We start from the raw sequence: 13423 nt of genomic DNA on the forward strand, positions 1-13423 counted from the left end.
AGAAGATAGGTAGGGTTGGGCACCAGAAGTAAGTAGGTACCTTGAGGTGCCTAAGGTGCCAGGAGGTGGCGGGCATGGCGACGACAACGGCCGGGGAGCGGCGCGAGCAGTCCAAACGTGACTACGACGCGTTCCTGGCGGGCTGCCCGACCCGCGAACTGCTGAGCACGCTCACCGACAAATGGGCGGCGCTGGTGATCGCAGCGCTCGCCGACGGCCCGCAACGCCACGGCGAGCTGGCCCGCCGCATCGCCGGCGTCAGTCAGAAGATGCTCACCCAGACGCTACGCACCCTGGAACGTGACGGCCTGCTCACCCGCACGGTCACCGCGTCAGTGCCGGTCCGTGTCGACTACGAGCTCACCCCACTCGGCAACGACCTGTTCCCGGTCATGCTCGCGATCAAGACCTGGGCCGAGGCCAACATGGACCGCGTCTTCGAGGCCCGCACCCACTTCGACGCACGACCCTGACGCGAACGGTCAGCCGCCGGATGCCGGTCAGCAGCATCGGCATCCGGCGAGCTCATTCACCCTGGCCGCTCGAACATTTACAGCGTGCGCAGCACCTCGACCGCCTCGGTCTCCGCGGTGTGCACCGCGCGCAGCCGGTCGGCCAGCATGCCCAGATCGGGCGCCACCGGTGGCTTCCGGTCCAGCTCGGCCCGTAGCTGCCACAGCTCGGCCGCAGCCTCGGCCCGGCCGGCGGCGCCGTCGTCTCCCAGCGCCACGCCCTCGGCCACCGCCGCCACCATGTCGCGCAGGCGGGCGTACTCCGGAACATCGGCCGGCAGCGCGGCCTCAGCGAACGCATGCCAGCGGCGGCCCGCCTCGCGGAACGCCTGCGCCGCCTGCGTCGCCCGCTCGCCGAGCAGCGGTGCGGCCTCGTCGAGGAAGTCGGCGTACAGGTCGCGCAGGTGGCCGCCGCTCATGCCGACCGGCTCCACCTCGTCCCACACCGTCAGCAGCGCGGTGGCCAGCCCGCGGCCGTCGGCGAAAACGGTCGGCCAGCCCTTCGCGTTGCGCCGGTCGGTGAGCAGCTTCGCCCACTTCTGCCAGGCCGGCAGCGCGAACGACGAAGACGTGCCGCCCAGGTGCCCGGCACACTCCCGGACCCCGTCACGAACCAGGTCTGCGAGCTTCTCCGGCGGGGTCGCGGCCTCAACCACGACAAGCTTGTTCCGGTACGAGACGACGCGTGCCCGGGCGCGGTGCAGCGCGTCGGCCGAGACGGTCAGCGGACGGGTGTTGCGGTCGTCGATGCGTACCCCCGCGCCGGTCGCCGCGTAGGCGACCACCGCATGGCCGCCGTGCGCCTCCAAGTGCGGGGGCAGGTGCCAGTAGCCGACCAGGTACCGGTCCGGGACCACGATCGCCCGCTCGCCCGCGGCCAGTGCCGCGTCCAGGGCGGCAGCCGCGCCCTTGGCGCCCGACGTGGTGTGCACCCGGTAACGGGCGCCGAGCCGGTCCAGGGTCTGGTCGGTCCAGTCGAGATAGTTCCACCGGCGCCGGAAACCCAACGTCAGGTGGGTGGTGTCGTGCGCGGCAAACTCCCAGAGGATGTATCCGGCACCGAGCCCACCGCCGATGCCGAGGACCATCGCCTCCGACAGCTCGACTCCATGGCCGGCGAGCACGTGCGCCACCGCGGCGGTCTCGGGGTGCAGCCCACCCCGCAACGGCCAGTCGTGGTCGGTGCCGGGCCGCTCGGCGTCGCCGACCACGTGCCGGCGCGCGGCGGCGTACCGTTCGCCGGTCCGGGCCATCCGCGCACGGATGCGGGCCTTGAGGTGTTTCTGCTCGGTCATCGCTGTCCCGTCCGGTCACGCGCACGCCGCGATCCCCACGCGGCAGCGATACGCACAACCGTCGGTGCGTCTCAGCATGGGACGGTCGCTCTCCCGAGGCCGGACACCCCTTTGCCTCCGCGGTGCCGGGTGGCGTGGGCACCCGGGAGGAGGTTCGGCACGGGAGCGTGCCGACCTCACCCTACCGCAGCACCCGTGCCACGACCGCCAGCGCCTGCTCGCCGAGCGGGTCGTGTCCCCCGTGCGAGCTACCCGCAAGTGTCCACCGCACGGTGACGATTGCTGCGGCGGAAATCCATAGGTTTCTTCCTGTCCGCGGCGCTCCGGTCGCGGTCTGCGAAGGAGTCATCATGCGATTCGTCAAACAGCTTCTCGCCGTCGTCGCCGTCGCCCTCATCGGCGGGCAGGGTGCCGCCGCGGTCGAGGGCGACTTCTTCCTCACCCTGGTGATCGGCGCGGTGGCGGCGGTGCTGGGCGTGGTCGTCTACCGGTGGGTGGTGCGGCGCACCGAGCGCCGCGACCCTGCCGAGCTCGATCTCGACGGTTGGTGGGGGAAGGTGGGCCGCGGGACGCTCATCGGCTTCGCCATGTTCGCGGCCGTCATCGCCAACATCGCGTTCCTCGGCGGTTACCACGTCGAAGGCTGGGGCTCGCCGACGGGAGCGCTGGGGTTGCTCGGGTTCATGGCGGCCGCGGCCGTCACCGAGGAGCTGCTGTTCCGGGGGGTGCTGTTCCGGATCATCGAGGAGCGTACGGGCACCTGGATCGCTCTCGCCCTGACCGGCGTGGTGTTCGGCGCGATGCACCTGGTGAACCCGGACGCCACCCTGTGGGGGGCGACCGCCATCGCGATCGAGGCCGGGTTCATGCTGGCCGCCTGCTACGCCGCCACCCGCAACCTGTGGGTCCCGATCGGTCTGCACTTCGGCTGGAACTTCGCCGCCGGCGGCATCTTCAGCGTCGCGGTCTCGGGTAACGGCGAGTCGAAGGGGCTGCTCGAGGCCTCGACGTCCGGGCCGGTCGCGCTGAGCGGGGGCGCTTTCGGGCCGGAGGGCAGCCTGTACGCGGTGCTGGCCGGCGTGGTCCTGACCGTGGTGTTCCTGTGGCTGGCCAAGCGCCGCGGGCACATCGTCCCGCTTCGCCGCCGGACGGCACAAGCCCCGGCAACCGCTACAGTCACCCGGTGATCAAGCTCCGGAGCCTCCCGGATCTGTGGCGGCAGTGGCCGGTCACGGTCCGGGATCTCCCGCTCGCCCTCGCCTTCGCCCTCGCGGCGGCGGTCCCGGCGCTGCAGCGGCACGGCACGCAGGTCGGTGACCTGCCGAACCGCCCGTACGACGCGCTGACCATCGGTGTCGTCGCCCTGGAGTGCCTGCCGCTGGCCGTACGCCGCCGGTGGCCGGCCGTCTGCCTCGTGCTGGTGTCGCTCGGCTTCGCGATCGACCAGCTCCGCGGCTACCACACCGTCGCGGGTACGGCACTGGCCATCGCGCTCGTCAGTGCGGGCGCCTATGTGGAACAGCGCCGTTGGCTCGTCGCGGGTCTCGCCACAGCGGCGTACGGATCCCTCGTGGTCTCCCTCGACCGGCTCGGCTCGGCTGAGGGCGTCGTCGGGTTCACCACCTTCTATCTGCTGCTGGCGCTCGCGTGGGGCATCGGGGCGTGGCTGCGCCAGAACCGGGCCGCCGAGGCGGAACGCCGCCGCCATGTCGAGGAGGCCACCCGTACGGCGGAGCGCACCCGCATCGCCCGGGAGCTGCACGACGTCGTCACCCACCACGTGACGGCGATGGTCGTGCAGGCCGAGGCGGCACGCTACCTGACGGGCGCCCCGGACAAGCTGGAGCAGACCTTGACCGCGATCACCGGCACCGGCCGCCGGGCCGTCGGCGACCTGCGGCAACTGCTCGACCTGCTCAACCCGGATCACAGCACCGACGACCCGCGTACGCCGTCGGTCGGCGACCTGGACACCCTCGTCGACCAGACCCGGCAGGCCGGGCAGCCGGTCGAGTTCGTCCGGGACGGCACGCCGTCGGCGGCCACCGGCAGCGCCGAGGTGGCGGCGTACCGGGTGGTGCAGGAGGCGCTGACGAACGCGCTGAAGTACGCGCACGGCAGCCCGACCAGGGTTCACGTCCACCACGGGAAAGGGGAGACGACCGTGGAGATCAGCACCGACGGCTCCGGATCCGGCAACGCTTCCCCGGGCGGCAGCGGGCGCGGCCTCGCCGGGCTCCGCGAGCGGGTCGCCGTCCTCGGCGGCGACTTCAGCGCGGGCGCGCAGGCCGGCGGCGGCTTCCTCGTGCGGGCCCGGATCCCGGCCGGAAACCCGTCGTGACCGCGCCGATCCGGGTGCTGGTCTGCGACGACCAGGAGCTGATCCGCGCCGGCTTCGCGACGATCATCGACGCCCAGCCCGACATGGAGATCGTCGGCGAGTGCGGCGACGGACGCGCGGCGGTCGACCTGGCCGCCCGGCTCCGGCCCGACGTGGTGGTGATGGACGTCCGGATGCCGGTGCTCGACGGCATCGAGGCGACCCGTCTGCTGGCCGGAGTCGGCGTCCCCGAGCCGGTGAAGGTCCTCGTGGTGACGACGTTCAACCTCGACGAATACGTCTACGAGGCGCTGCGCGCGGGCGCCAGCGGCTTCCTGCTCAAGGACGCCCCACCGGCGCAGCTGCTGGGCGGCATCCGCACGGTCGCGACGGGCGCCGCGCTGCTGGCCCCGGAGGTGACCCGGCAGCTGGTGGGCAGGTACGCGGCCCGCATCCGCCCGGCCGAAGGCGACCCGGACGGCGGCGCGCTGACCCCGCGCGAGCTGGAGGTGCTCCGGCTCATCGCGGAGGGCCTGTCCAACAGCGAGATCGCCGCGGCGCTGGTGCTCAGCCAGGAGACGGTCAAGACGTACGTGTCCCGCATCCTCACCAAACTGGACCTGCGCGACCGGGTGCAGGCCGTGGTGTACGCCTACCGCCGCGGCCTGGTGACCTGAGCGGCCCACTCCTGATGCGGCCGCCGGTCTGGTAGAACAGCTCGCACGCGGCATCACCAGCCGGTGAAGCATTCTGTACCGAATGGTACGGTTGCCGCCATGAGCCGTTCCCGCAGCACGGTGTTGGGTCGGCCCCGCGGCTTCGACACCGACGAGGCGCTCGAGCGCGCCATGCGGGTGTTCTGGGCGCAGGGGTACGAGGGTTCGAGTCTCGCTGATCTCACCGGTGCCATGGGAATCACCAAGACCAGCATGTACGCGGCCTTCGGCAACAAGGAACAACTGTTCCGCAAGGTTCTGCAGCGATACACGCAGGGCCCGGCCGACTATTTCGACGCCGCCCTGGAGCAGCCGACCGCGCAGGCAGCAGCCGAGGCGCTGCTGCGCGGATCGGTCCGCACCTCGACCATGCCCGAGGGTTTCGCGGGTTGCCTGACCATCCAGGGCGCGCTGCCGGCGTGTGACGAGAACCGTCCGGTGCACGAGGCGCTCGTCCAGTTCCGCAACGACGCGGTCGAGCGGCTCGAGCAGCGTTTCGGTCGTGCTGTCGACGAGGGCGACCTGCCGGGCGACGCGGATCCGAGGCGCCTGGCCCGCTATGTCATGGCGCTGGCTTTCGGTATTCCCGTGCACGCCGCCAACGGCCTCGGCCGCGCCGAACTCGACGAGATCGTCGACCAGGCGATGAGCTGCTGGCCGTCACGTTCCTGATCGGGCCAGTTTCGGCCGGGTCGCGACATACCCGTCTATACCGCGATCGCGCTGATCATGGCCTGGCCGCTGCTGCGCCGCTTCCTGCCCTGCCCCGGCGACGACCGGCAGGTGCCCGCCGGCGTCTGACCCACCAGCTGCGCTCACCGCATCCGGCCGGACGAATAGCGTGCACCGCTGTTCTACCGGGTCATCAACGGGCCGCCGCCCGCAGCAGGGCGAGCGTGCCCCGCAGCTCCGCCCCGAGCGCGCTCGCGGCCGCGTCGGCGTCGCCGTCGATGACCGCCTCGACCAGGGCGGTGTGCCCGTCGTCGCCCGGGGTCGGGTCGGCCGAGCGCAGCCCCAGCAGCGCGACGAGGTCGAGCAGACCCTGCTGGAGCCTGGGCGTGAACTCGGTGAACAGGCTGACGAGCAACGGGTTGTGGGTGGCGGCGACCACGGCCGCGTGCAGGGCGATGTCAATCTCGACGAACTCGGCGTCGGTGGCGCCGGCCGCCTGCCGCCGCCGGTCGAGGGCCGCGCGCAGGGCGGCCACATCGTCGTCGGTGCGGCGGGTGGCGGCCAGCCGGGCGGCCTCCACCTCGACGATCATCCGGACCTCGTAGACGTCCGTGACGGCGGCCTGCCGCAGCCGGGTGGACCAGTCGTCGCTCGGCCGGGTCGCGATCACGTACACCCCGGCGCCCTGCCGGGCGCGGACCATGCCGGCGCCGGCCAGGGCGCGCAGCGCCTCGCGGACCGTGGACCGCCCGACGCCGAGTTGATCGGCCAGGGTGACCTCGCCCGGCAGTTTCGTGCCGACCGGCCACTCGCCGCCGGTGATCTGCTCGCGGAGCCGGTCGGTGGCCTGCTGGACCAGTGAGGACGGCCGCAACGGACCCGCTGTCATGGGCACGCCTTCCAACTTGTCTGAGGAGTTCACTTGTCTGAGTACCTGACAAGTGCTTACTCTACACGCATGCCATCGGCTGCCCTTCTCCTCCTCGGCTGCCGCTGCGGGGTCTGACACGACCGGCACCCCGCAGCGGGTGCCTCGCCGTGCCGGTCAATCGACCGATCCGAAAAGAGACGTTCCCGATGTCGTTTCCCACTCTGCGCACCCCGGCCGGCCCCGTGCCGTCGGACGCCCCGCACTGGAATCCCCAGCGCGCCAGCGCCATGCCGTACCACCGCTACCAGGCGGCCCACGACCGTGTCGCCCTGCCGCTGACCGACCGGACCTGGCCGTCGGCCCGCGTCGAACGCGCCCCGCTGTGGGTGCCGGTCGACCTGCGTGACGGCAACCAGGCACTGGCCGAGCCGATGGACACACCCCGCAAACGCCGGATGTTCGACCTGATGGTCACCATGGGCTTCAAGGAGATCGAGATCGGCTACCCGGCCGCCAGCCGGACCGACTTCGATTTCGTACGCCACCTCGCCACCAGCGGTGCGGTCCCGGACGACGTGACCGTGGTGGTGTTCACCCCGGCCCGCACCGAGCTGATCGACCAGACCGTCGCGTCGATCGCCGGCCTGCCCCGTGCCGTCGTGCACATGTACACCGCGACCGCCCCCACCTGGCGCGAGGTCGTGCTCGGCCGCTCCCGCGACGAGCTGCACGAGCTGATCCGCGACTCCGCCCGCCACCTGATGCGCGGCGCCGACCGCAGCGGCGTGGACGTCCGGTTCCAATTCGCGCCGGAGGTCTTCAACCTCACCGAACCGGACTACGCCCTGGAGATCTGCGACAGCCTCACCCAACTGTGGGAGGCCAGCCCGGACCGGCCGGTGACCATCAACCTGCCGGCCACCGTCGAGATCGCCACCCCGAACGTGTACGCCGACCAGATCGAATACATGCACCGCAACCTCGCCCGCCGCGACAGTGTGATCCTGTCGGCGCACCCGCACAACGACCGCGGCACCGGCGTGGCCTGCGCCGAACTCGCCGTGCTGGCCGGAGCACAACGGGTGGAGGGCTGCCTGTTCGGCAACGGGGAACGCACCGGCAACGTCGACCTGGTGACGCTGGCGCTGAACCTGTTCGCCCAGGGCGTCGACCCGATGATCGACTTCTCCGACATCGACACGATCCGCGACGTCGTCGAGCAATGCAACCGGCTGCCGGTGCACCCGCGCCACCCGTACGGCGGAGAGCTGGTGCACACCGCCTTCTCCGGCACCCATCAGGACGCCATCGCCAAGGGATTCGCGGCGCACGCCAAGCAGGCGGCCGACCTCGGGGTGCCGGCCGAGGAGGCGCCCTGGTCGGTGCCGTACCTGCCGATCGACCCGGCCGACGTGGGCCGCACCTACGAGGCGGTCATCCGGGTCAACTCGCAGTCAGGCAAGGGCGGCATCGCGCACCTGCTGCACACCCACCGCGGGCTGGACCTGCCCGCGGCGATGCGGCCGGACTTCTCCGCGCACGTCCAACGGGTCGCCGACGACACCGGCGAGGAACTGTCCCCGCGACGGCTGTGGGAGCTGTTCCGGGCCACCTACCTGGACCCGGCCGAAACCGGGCCGGTCACCCTGGCGTCCTGGCAGCTCACCGGCGACGACCAGTTCAGCTGCGTGGTCCGCGCCGACGGCCAGGAACACGAGTGCCGGGGCACCGGCAACGGGCCGCTGTCAGCGCTCACCGACGCGCTGCGCCACGCCGGGATCACCGTCGACATCCTCGAGTTCAGCGAACACGCCACCGGCAACGGCGCGCAAAGCCCAGCCGCCGCCTATGTCCACTGCCAGGTCGGCGAGGTGACGGTCTGGGGAGCCGGCCTCGACACCTCGGTCCTGACCGCGTCGGTGCAAGCCGTCATGGCCGCCGTGAACCGCACCAGGTAGCAGCCCGAACAAACCGGGCAGCCATCAGAGAAGCCGGGCACCGATCAACGGTGTCCGGCTCTCTTGGCATATTGCATTGACGCGCACACCCGTCTCTCCTCACGATAGGAAAGAGCGATTGAGGTCAACTCGATCACCCTAAATTGATTGCATCATCGAGACACATCCCTTAGAGTCATCCGCAACCGCCGCACGAAGCGAGGAGCAAACCGATGCGCCGCTGGCACGCCGAAACGAATCCGCAGCATCTGCTGCTGCCGGATGCGGTCGCCTGTGCCCTCGAGATGCACCAAGAGCAGGCCCTCAGCATCAAGCCCGTCCCCGGGAGGCGCACCTAGCGCCCGCCGAAGCGCTACAGCGCCGAAGCCGCCTCCCGGATCGGGAAGGCGGCTTCTTTCGTTTCACCGACAATTCCTTATAGGGGTGTGGCGCAATTCGGTAGCGCAGCGGCCTCCAAATCCGAAGGTTGCAGGTTCGAATCCTGTCACCCCTGCTTTTTGCGTCCCCCGCAGAACATTCTGCGGGCATGGACTCGTCGAGACCTCGGTCTCGGAATTGAGAACTCCACAGTGCGAATGGCATGAGAAACCCGCCGCCGGCGCCAGCACGGGCCCGCCGCGGGAACCACGCGCCGCCCGGGTCACGACCCCGGGCGGCGCGCCTGGGGCCGTAGCTCAGCAGGAAGAGCGCCGCTGTGGCATGGCGGAGGTCGCCGGTTCGATCCCGGTCGGTTCCACACGAAGCATGCCCACCGAGTTCACACGGCAGAACACCGGTGGGCACACATGGACCCGTGGAGCAGCGGAACGCTCGTCGCCCTCTCAAGGCGGAGACGCCGGTTCGATCCCGGTCGGGTCTACCACAACCAGCAGTCCGAGATGGTGCAACTGGCAGCACGTCCGCCTCTGGAGCGGAAGGTTGGAGGTTCGAGTCCTCCTCTCGGAGCACACACGCAAGACACGTCCTCGTAGCCCAACTGGCAGAGGCGCCGTCCCGAGGAGGCGGCCAGTGCGGGTTCGACTCCCGCCGAGGACACGCCAGCCGGCGAGGTTCCCGAGGGGGAGCGCCCGACTCGTAATCGGGACCCGGTCGGTTCGACTCCGACCGCCGGCTCCATACCGATGGAGTTCACCTGCGTTCGTGGCGGAAATGGCAGACGCGCCGGCCCCAGGTGCCGGTCCCGCAAGGGGTGGGGGTTCGACTCCCTCCGGACGCACTCATGGGGTCATAGCTCAGCTGGAAGAGCGTCCCGCTCGCACCGGGAAGGTCCGGAGTTCAACTCTCCGTGGCTCCACTGCGGCCCGCATCAGCGGGCCGCCATGCCGCCGTAGCTCAGAGGGAGAGCACCCGACTGTCGATCGGGGAGCCGCGGGTTCGAGTCCCGTCGGTGGCGCCGACGTCACTTCTGCCAACCGCCGTTAGCTCAGCTGGTAGAGCTACCGATTCTTAATCGGCAGGTCGCAGGTTCGATCCCTGCACGGCGGACCAGGCCCGGATCACAGGTGCGGGTTCGACTCCCGTCGATCACCTCATGGCCTTGGTGGGTCCCGGGTGGGGCCGCCCGCCTGCAACGCGGGTCCTTCGGGCAATTCGGTTCGACTCCGACCTCGGCTTCGGCTCTCCTGCCATTCGCACTGTGGATCTGCTCGGCGGCGGGGCGTCGGTGCCCAGCCGGCCCTCATAAGGCTGGACCGCCCGGTTCGACTCCGGGCGCCGCTACACATCCACGTGACGATCAGCGGCCCCGCTCGACCACCCGGTACGCGCGCAGGTTCGGATCGGCCGCGATCTGCGCCTCGGTGTACTTGATCGTGTCCCAGCCTTTCCGGGAGTAGAGGCGCGTCTGGTCGGCGTACCAGGGTGAGTTCGGGTTCGTCGACTGCGAGTAGGCCAGGATCTGCCGGCCCGCCGGGCCGTGCGGGCCGAGCTCGACGGCCATGACGTACGACGCGCCGTGTACGACCTTCGGGTAGCCCACGCCCGGCACGAGCGGGTTGGTGATCACGTTGAAGACGCCGGCGTCGCCCCGGCCGCCGTGCATCGGGATCCGGCGTTCGCCGCGGGTGTCGGTGTGGATGTCACCCAGCTTCGCGTCGAGCGGAATACCGGTGAGCCGCTGCACGGCGTCGGCGAGCGCGGTACGCACCCGGGGATTCGTGGTGTCGAGCCGGCGCGGGGTGCGCACCGGGTCGGTGGCGTCGAAGGTGTCGGCGAACCGGATCCCGCCGGCGAGGGCGAACTCGCTGAACAGGTGTGCCCCACGGCTGTCCAGGTCGACGCGCAGGTCGAACCGGGCCAGCGCCTCGCAGGCCGCGCTGAGATCGACGGTCGCGCCGTTCGAGGCCGTCGCGATCGGCTGCTGCCGGCAGAGGGCGACCAGGTCGTCGCGGACGAGTTCGGCGCCGTGCACCCGGTTGCCGAACATGACGTGCCAGAGCCGGTCGGTGGTGAAGCCCGTGCCGGGCAGGCCGTCTGTGCCGGCCAGGCGCTGCTGGATCTGGTCGAGCCCGAGCCGGGTACGCAGGCTGCGCTCAGTGCGTTCGTTGCCGAGGATCGGCGGGAAGCCCTCCAGCGGCGCGGCCGGGCTGGCCAGCCAGTGGCTGTCGTTGGAGTTGGTGACGTAGTCGTCGCGGAACCGCACCGGCAGGTCGGCGGGGCCGAGAATCCCCGGTACGGCGGCGTCGGGGTCGGTGCCCAGCGCGCAGTCCGACCGGGAGCCGTCCAGGACCGCCTGTCCGCTGCCGGTGTACAGCGGTTGGAACGCCGCGGGGATGCAGGCGGCCGCGAGCTCATGGGTGACTCGCGGCACGACGGAATGGTCTCCGTACAGCGCTTCGCCGCGCGCGTCCGCCGCGATCACGTTGACCCACGGAAGGAACTGGTGGCGGTCGAGCACCGCCTTGAGCTGGCGGACGTCGCGGGCCTGGCCCATCCGCAGCCACCCGTCGAAGGCGCGGTTGTTGGTCGCGTTGACGTCGGTGACGGCGTATGCGGTGGTCGCCGTCCAGTCGAAGGAACCCGGCACCACGGCCACCGGGCCGTAGCGGGTGTCGTACAGGGTCCGGCGGACCGTGCCGGCGTCGCCGGCCGGGACGGTGACCGTGCGGGCACGCATCCTCTCCGGCCGGCCGTCGACGTAGTAGGAGGTGGGGTCGCCGGGCACGAGACTCAGGCGGTGCCAGACGAACCGGCGCGCGGTGGAGACGGTGTGGCTCCAGGCGAGCGTACGGTTGTGCCCGATCTCAATGATCGGATCGCCGATCAGCGCCGCGCCCTCGACGTCGTAGCGACCGGGCACCTTGAGGTGCATCCGGTAGAAGCGTTCCGCGCCCTGCCAGGGGAAGTGCGGGTTGGCCAGCACCATCCCGTTCTTGTTCGTGGTGGCTCGCGCGCCGAGGCCGTAGGCGTTGCTGCCGATGCCGGCGCTCGCCCCGTCGAGGGCGGCGACGACCGCGGCGGCGTCCGGAGCTTGCATGGCTTGCACGGGCTCGGCGGGCACCGGGGGTGCCGCGGCGACGATGCCGTCGAGCAGGGCACGTGAGCCGGCGCGGACCATGCTGGCCCATGACGTACGCCAGATGTCGGTCTCGGTCACCGGGCGCACCCACGCCTTGCCGCGGCATGCCGGGTCGGTCAGGTTCGCCCCGCCGGTGCGGCGCAGGAAGTGGTTGTAGCCGGCGACGAAGCCGCGGATCTGGTCGCGTACGTCGTCGGACGGCGACCGCACACCGTCGCGGCGGCCTTCGAGGAGGCGCTGCACGACGCGGTCGTCGATCGCCTTGCGGTAGAACAGGTCGCTGCGCACGTTGGCGTCGTCCGGCCCGGCCGCCCCGAACCACCGGGATCGCTCACCGGCGACCGTCACCACCTTCTCCGCGATGACACAGAGGTTGTCCTCGGCCTGCACATAGCCGACGCCGAACCCGAGACCGGCGAAGTCGCCGGCGGTGATGTGCGGGACACCGTACGAGGCCCGGCGGATCAGCGCCGAGTAGCCGCGATCACGCTCGGAGCCCGACGCGGGCGATGGTACGACCGCGCTCGCCACGACCACCCCGACGGCAACCATTGCTGCTCCGAGGCGCACGGACATCGCTGTCATGAAGGCATCCCCCTCGATGCAATCCCCGGCGGCTCCACCGGGCCGGTGTACCTTGTGGACCATCCTGCCTGCCGGGGGCGGCGCTCGTACACCCCGCGCACAGCCCGAGGATCCGCATGGCGAGCGGTAGCCGGAAGGCTGTCCAGCCCTGGGTACGGCATGGCCGAACAGCACATCAACCTTTCGAAGCCGGTGAGGGAGGCGCGGGGGAGGGATATCCGCGGCGGTAGGTGTCGGCGTCGCCGGAGCGGGTAGCTGACAGATGATCGGAAACGTCGATGAATGGAGGCGAATCTGCATGGCAGCCACCAAGAGCCGCAACGACACGCCGAACACCCCGGACGTGAGCGAGAGCAAGATCGCCCGGATGAAGGTCGACGAGCTGCGCCGCGAGTTGAAGAGCCGCGGCGTCAAGGGCACTGAGGGCCTCAAGAAACCTGAGCTGGTGGACAAGCTGGTCAAGGCCGAGGTGCGGGCGGCGAAGGGCGGCAAGAAGAACCCGACCAGCCGTAACGACACCCCGAACACGCCGGAGGTCAGCGAGACCGCGGTCTCGCGGATGAAGGCGTCCGATCTGCGTACGCGGCTGGCGCGGCGCGGCGTCAAGGGCACGGCCGACATGAAGAAGCCGGAGCTCGTCGAGCGGTACGTGAAGGCCGAACTGAAGTCGGCGAAGACCAGCAAGAAAAGCACGAGCGCCAAGAACCCGACCAGCCGCAACGACACTCCGAACACCCCGGAGGTCAGCGAGAGCAAGATCGCCCGGATGAAGGTCGCCGATCTGCGTACGCAGCTGGCGCGCCGCGGCGTCAAGGGCACGGCCGACCTCAAGAAGCCGGAGCTGGTCAAGAAGCTCACGCAGAGCCTGACCGGAAAGTCCCGCTGACGGATTCGGTGCGCCCTGGCCGGTTCGCGTTCACGCGAGCGCGTCGGCCAGGGCCGCGTCGATCATGGCCTGGGCACTTGAGCGAACCAGG

The 13423-nt window shown here is 70.7% G+C and carries 10 protein-coding genes and 11 tRNA genes; 18 read left to right on the top strand and 3 right to left on the bottom strand.

What is annotated here, in order from left to right; translation table 11 throughout:
• The first annotated feature begins 74 nt into the window (after window positions 1-74).
• Window positions 75-473, top strand: a complete 399-nt coding sequence (locus OHA21_RS05780; protein WP_328470910.1) for a winged helix-turn-helix transcriptional regulator — start codon at window positions 75-77, stop codon at window positions 471-473.
• 77 nt (window positions 474-550) lie between these two features.
• On the opposite strand, the gene OHA21_RS05785 is transcribed toward OHA21_RS05780, so the two are convergent.
• Window positions 551-1807, bottom strand: coding sequence for a BtrH N-terminal domain-containing protein (locus tag OHA21_RS05785; protein ID WP_328470912.1), 1257 nt, complete (start codon window positions 1805-1807; stop codon window positions 551-553).
• A 350-nt stretch (window positions 1808-2157) separates the two neighbouring features.
• On the opposite strand from OHA21_RS05785, the gene OHA21_RS05790 reads away from it, so the two are divergent.
• The 4 genes from OHA21_RS05790 to OHA21_RS05805 all read left to right on the top strand — a co-directional run bounded on the left by OHA21_RS05790 (window position 2158) and on the right by OHA21_RS05805 (window position 5515).
• Window positions 2158-2994 carry a CPBP family intramembrane glutamic endopeptidase gene (locus OHA21_RS05790; protein WP_328470914.1) on the top strand — a complete coding sequence of 279 codons (837 nt, stop codon included), beginning with the start codon at window positions 2158-2160 and terminating at the stop codon, window positions 2992-2994.
• Entirely contained in the window at window positions 2991-4148 is a 1158-nt protein-coding gene (locus OHA21_RS05795; RefSeq protein ID WP_328470916.1) for a sensor histidine kinase, read from the top strand. The genes OHA21_RS05790 and OHA21_RS05795 overlap by 4 nt, the downstream gene beginning before the upstream one ends.
• On the top strand, window positions 4145-4804 hold the full coding sequence (locus tag OHA21_RS05800; protein WP_328470918.1) for a response regulator transcription factor: 660 nt from the start codon (window positions 4145-4147) through the stop codon (window positions 4802-4804). Before OHA21_RS05795 ends, OHA21_RS05800 begins: the two co-directional genes overlap by 4 nt.
• A gap of 99 nt (window positions 4805-4903) precedes the next feature.
• Complete coding sequence (locus OHA21_RS05805; RefSeq protein WP_328470920.1) at window positions 4904-5515, top strand: TetR/AcrR family transcriptional regulator; 612 nt, start codon at window positions 4904-4906, stop codon at window positions 5513-5515.
• Window positions 5516-5708: 193 nt separating this feature from the next.
• On the opposite strand, the gene OHA21_RS05810 is transcribed toward OHA21_RS05805, so the two are convergent.
• Window positions 5709-6404, bottom strand: a complete 696-nt coding sequence (locus OHA21_RS05810; RefSeq protein WP_328470922.1) for a FadR/GntR family transcriptional regulator — start codon at window positions 6402-6404, stop codon at window positions 5709-5711.
• Between the two features lie 188 nt (window positions 6405-6592).
• On the opposite strand from OHA21_RS05810, the gene leuA reads away from it, so the two are divergent.
• The 12 genes from leuA to OHA21_RS05870 all read left to right on the top strand — a co-directional run bounded on the left by leuA (window position 6593) and on the right by OHA21_RS05870 (window position 10063).
• A complete protein-coding gene (gene leuA, locus OHA21_RS05815; RefSeq protein ID WP_442875071.1) occupies window positions 6593-8344 on the top strand; it encodes a 2-isopropylmalate synthase in 1752 nt (583 codons plus the stop codon).
• A gap of 419 nt (window positions 8345-8763) precedes the next feature.
• Window positions 8764-8837, top strand: a tRNA-Trp gene (locus tag OHA21_RS05820).
• 170 nt (window positions 8838-9007) lie between these two features.
• Window positions 9008-9080 (top strand) — tRNA-Ala (locus OHA21_RS05825).
• Between the two features lie 51 nt (window positions 9081-9131).
• A tRNA-Glu gene (locus tag OHA21_RS05830) sits at window positions 9132-9206 on the top strand.
• A 10-nt stretch (window positions 9207-9216) separates the two neighbouring features.
• Window positions 9217-9289, top strand: a tRNA-Gln gene (locus OHA21_RS05835).
• 16 nt (window positions 9290-9305) lie between these two features.
• A tRNA-Leu gene (locus OHA21_RS05840) sits at window positions 9306-9379 on the top strand.
• A 5-nt stretch (window positions 9380-9384) separates the two neighbouring features.
• Window positions 9385-9460 (top strand) — tRNA-Thr (locus tag OHA21_RS05845).
• An 18-nt stretch (window positions 9461-9478) separates the two neighbouring features.
• A tRNA-Leu gene (locus tag OHA21_RS05850) sits at window positions 9479-9560 on the top strand.
• A 5-nt stretch (window positions 9561-9565) separates the two neighbouring features.
• Window positions 9566-9638: transfer RNA gene (locus tag OHA21_RS05855), tRNA-Ala, on the top strand.
• Window positions 9639-9665: 27 nt separating this feature from the next.
• Window positions 9666-9737, top strand: a tRNA-Asp gene (locus tag OHA21_RS05860).
• A gap of 19 nt (window positions 9738-9756) precedes the next feature.
• A tRNA-Lys gene (locus OHA21_RS05865) sits at window positions 9757-9832 on the top strand.
• Between the two features lie 160 nt (window positions 9833-9992).
• Window positions 9993-10063, top strand: a tRNA-Met gene (locus OHA21_RS05870).
• A 16-nt stretch (window positions 10064-10079) separates the two neighbouring features.
• On the opposite strand, the gene OHA21_RS05875 is transcribed toward OHA21_RS05870, so the two are convergent.
• Complete coding sequence (locus OHA21_RS05875; protein ID WP_442875072.1) at window positions 10080-12446, bottom strand: acylase; 2367 nt, start codon at window positions 12444-12446, stop codon at window positions 10080-10082.
• Between the two features lie 298 nt (window positions 12447-12744).
• Between OHA21_RS05875 and OHA21_RS05880 the strand changes: the two genes are divergently transcribed.
• Complete coding sequence (locus OHA21_RS05880) at window positions 12745-13332, top strand: hypothetical protein (protein ID WP_328470924.1); 588 nt, start codon at window positions 12745-12747, stop codon at window positions 13330-13332.
• Window positions 13333-13423: the final 91 nt, after the last annotated feature.

The sequence above is a fragment of the Actinoplanes sp. NBC_00393 genome, from assembly GCF_036053395.1.
Taxonomy (GTDB): domain Bacteria; phylum Actinomycetota; class Actinomycetes; order Mycobacteriales; family Micromonosporaceae; genus Actinoplanes.

Excerpts from the sequence above, each read along its gene's own strand:
- OHA21_RS05780 (WP_328470910.1), top strand. The coding sequence starts at position 75 with ATGGCGACGACAACGGCCGGGGAGCGGCGCGAGCAGTCCAAACGTGAC.
- OHA21_RS05785 (WP_328470912.1), bottom strand. The coding sequence starts at position 1,807 with ATGACCGAGCAGAAACACCTCAAGGCCCGCATCCGTGCGCGGATGGCC.
- OHA21_RS05790 (WP_328470914.1), top strand. The coding sequence starts at position 2,158 with ATGCGATTCGTCAAACAGCTTCTCGCCGTCGTCGCCGTCGCCCTCATC.
- OHA21_RS05805 (WP_328470920.1), top strand. The coding sequence starts at position 4,904 with ATGAGCCGTTCCCGCAGCACGGTGTTGGGTCGGCCCCGCGGCTTCGAC.
- OHA21_RS05810 (WP_328470922.1), bottom strand. The coding sequence starts at position 6,404 with ATGACAGCGGGTCCGTTGCGGCCGTCCTCACTGGTCCAGCAGGCCACC.
- leuA (WP_442875071.1), top strand. The coding sequence starts at position 6,593 with ATGTCGTTTCCCACTCTGCGCACCCCGGCCGGCCCCGTGCCGTCGGAC.
- OHA21_RS05875 (WP_442875072.1), bottom strand. The coding sequence starts at position 12,446 with ATGACAGCGATGTCCGTGCGCCTCGGAGCAGCAATGGTTGCCGTCGGG.
- OHA21_RS05880 (WP_328470924.1), top strand. The coding sequence starts at position 12,745 with ATGGCAGCCACCAAGAGCCGCAACGACACGCCGAACACCCCGGACGTG.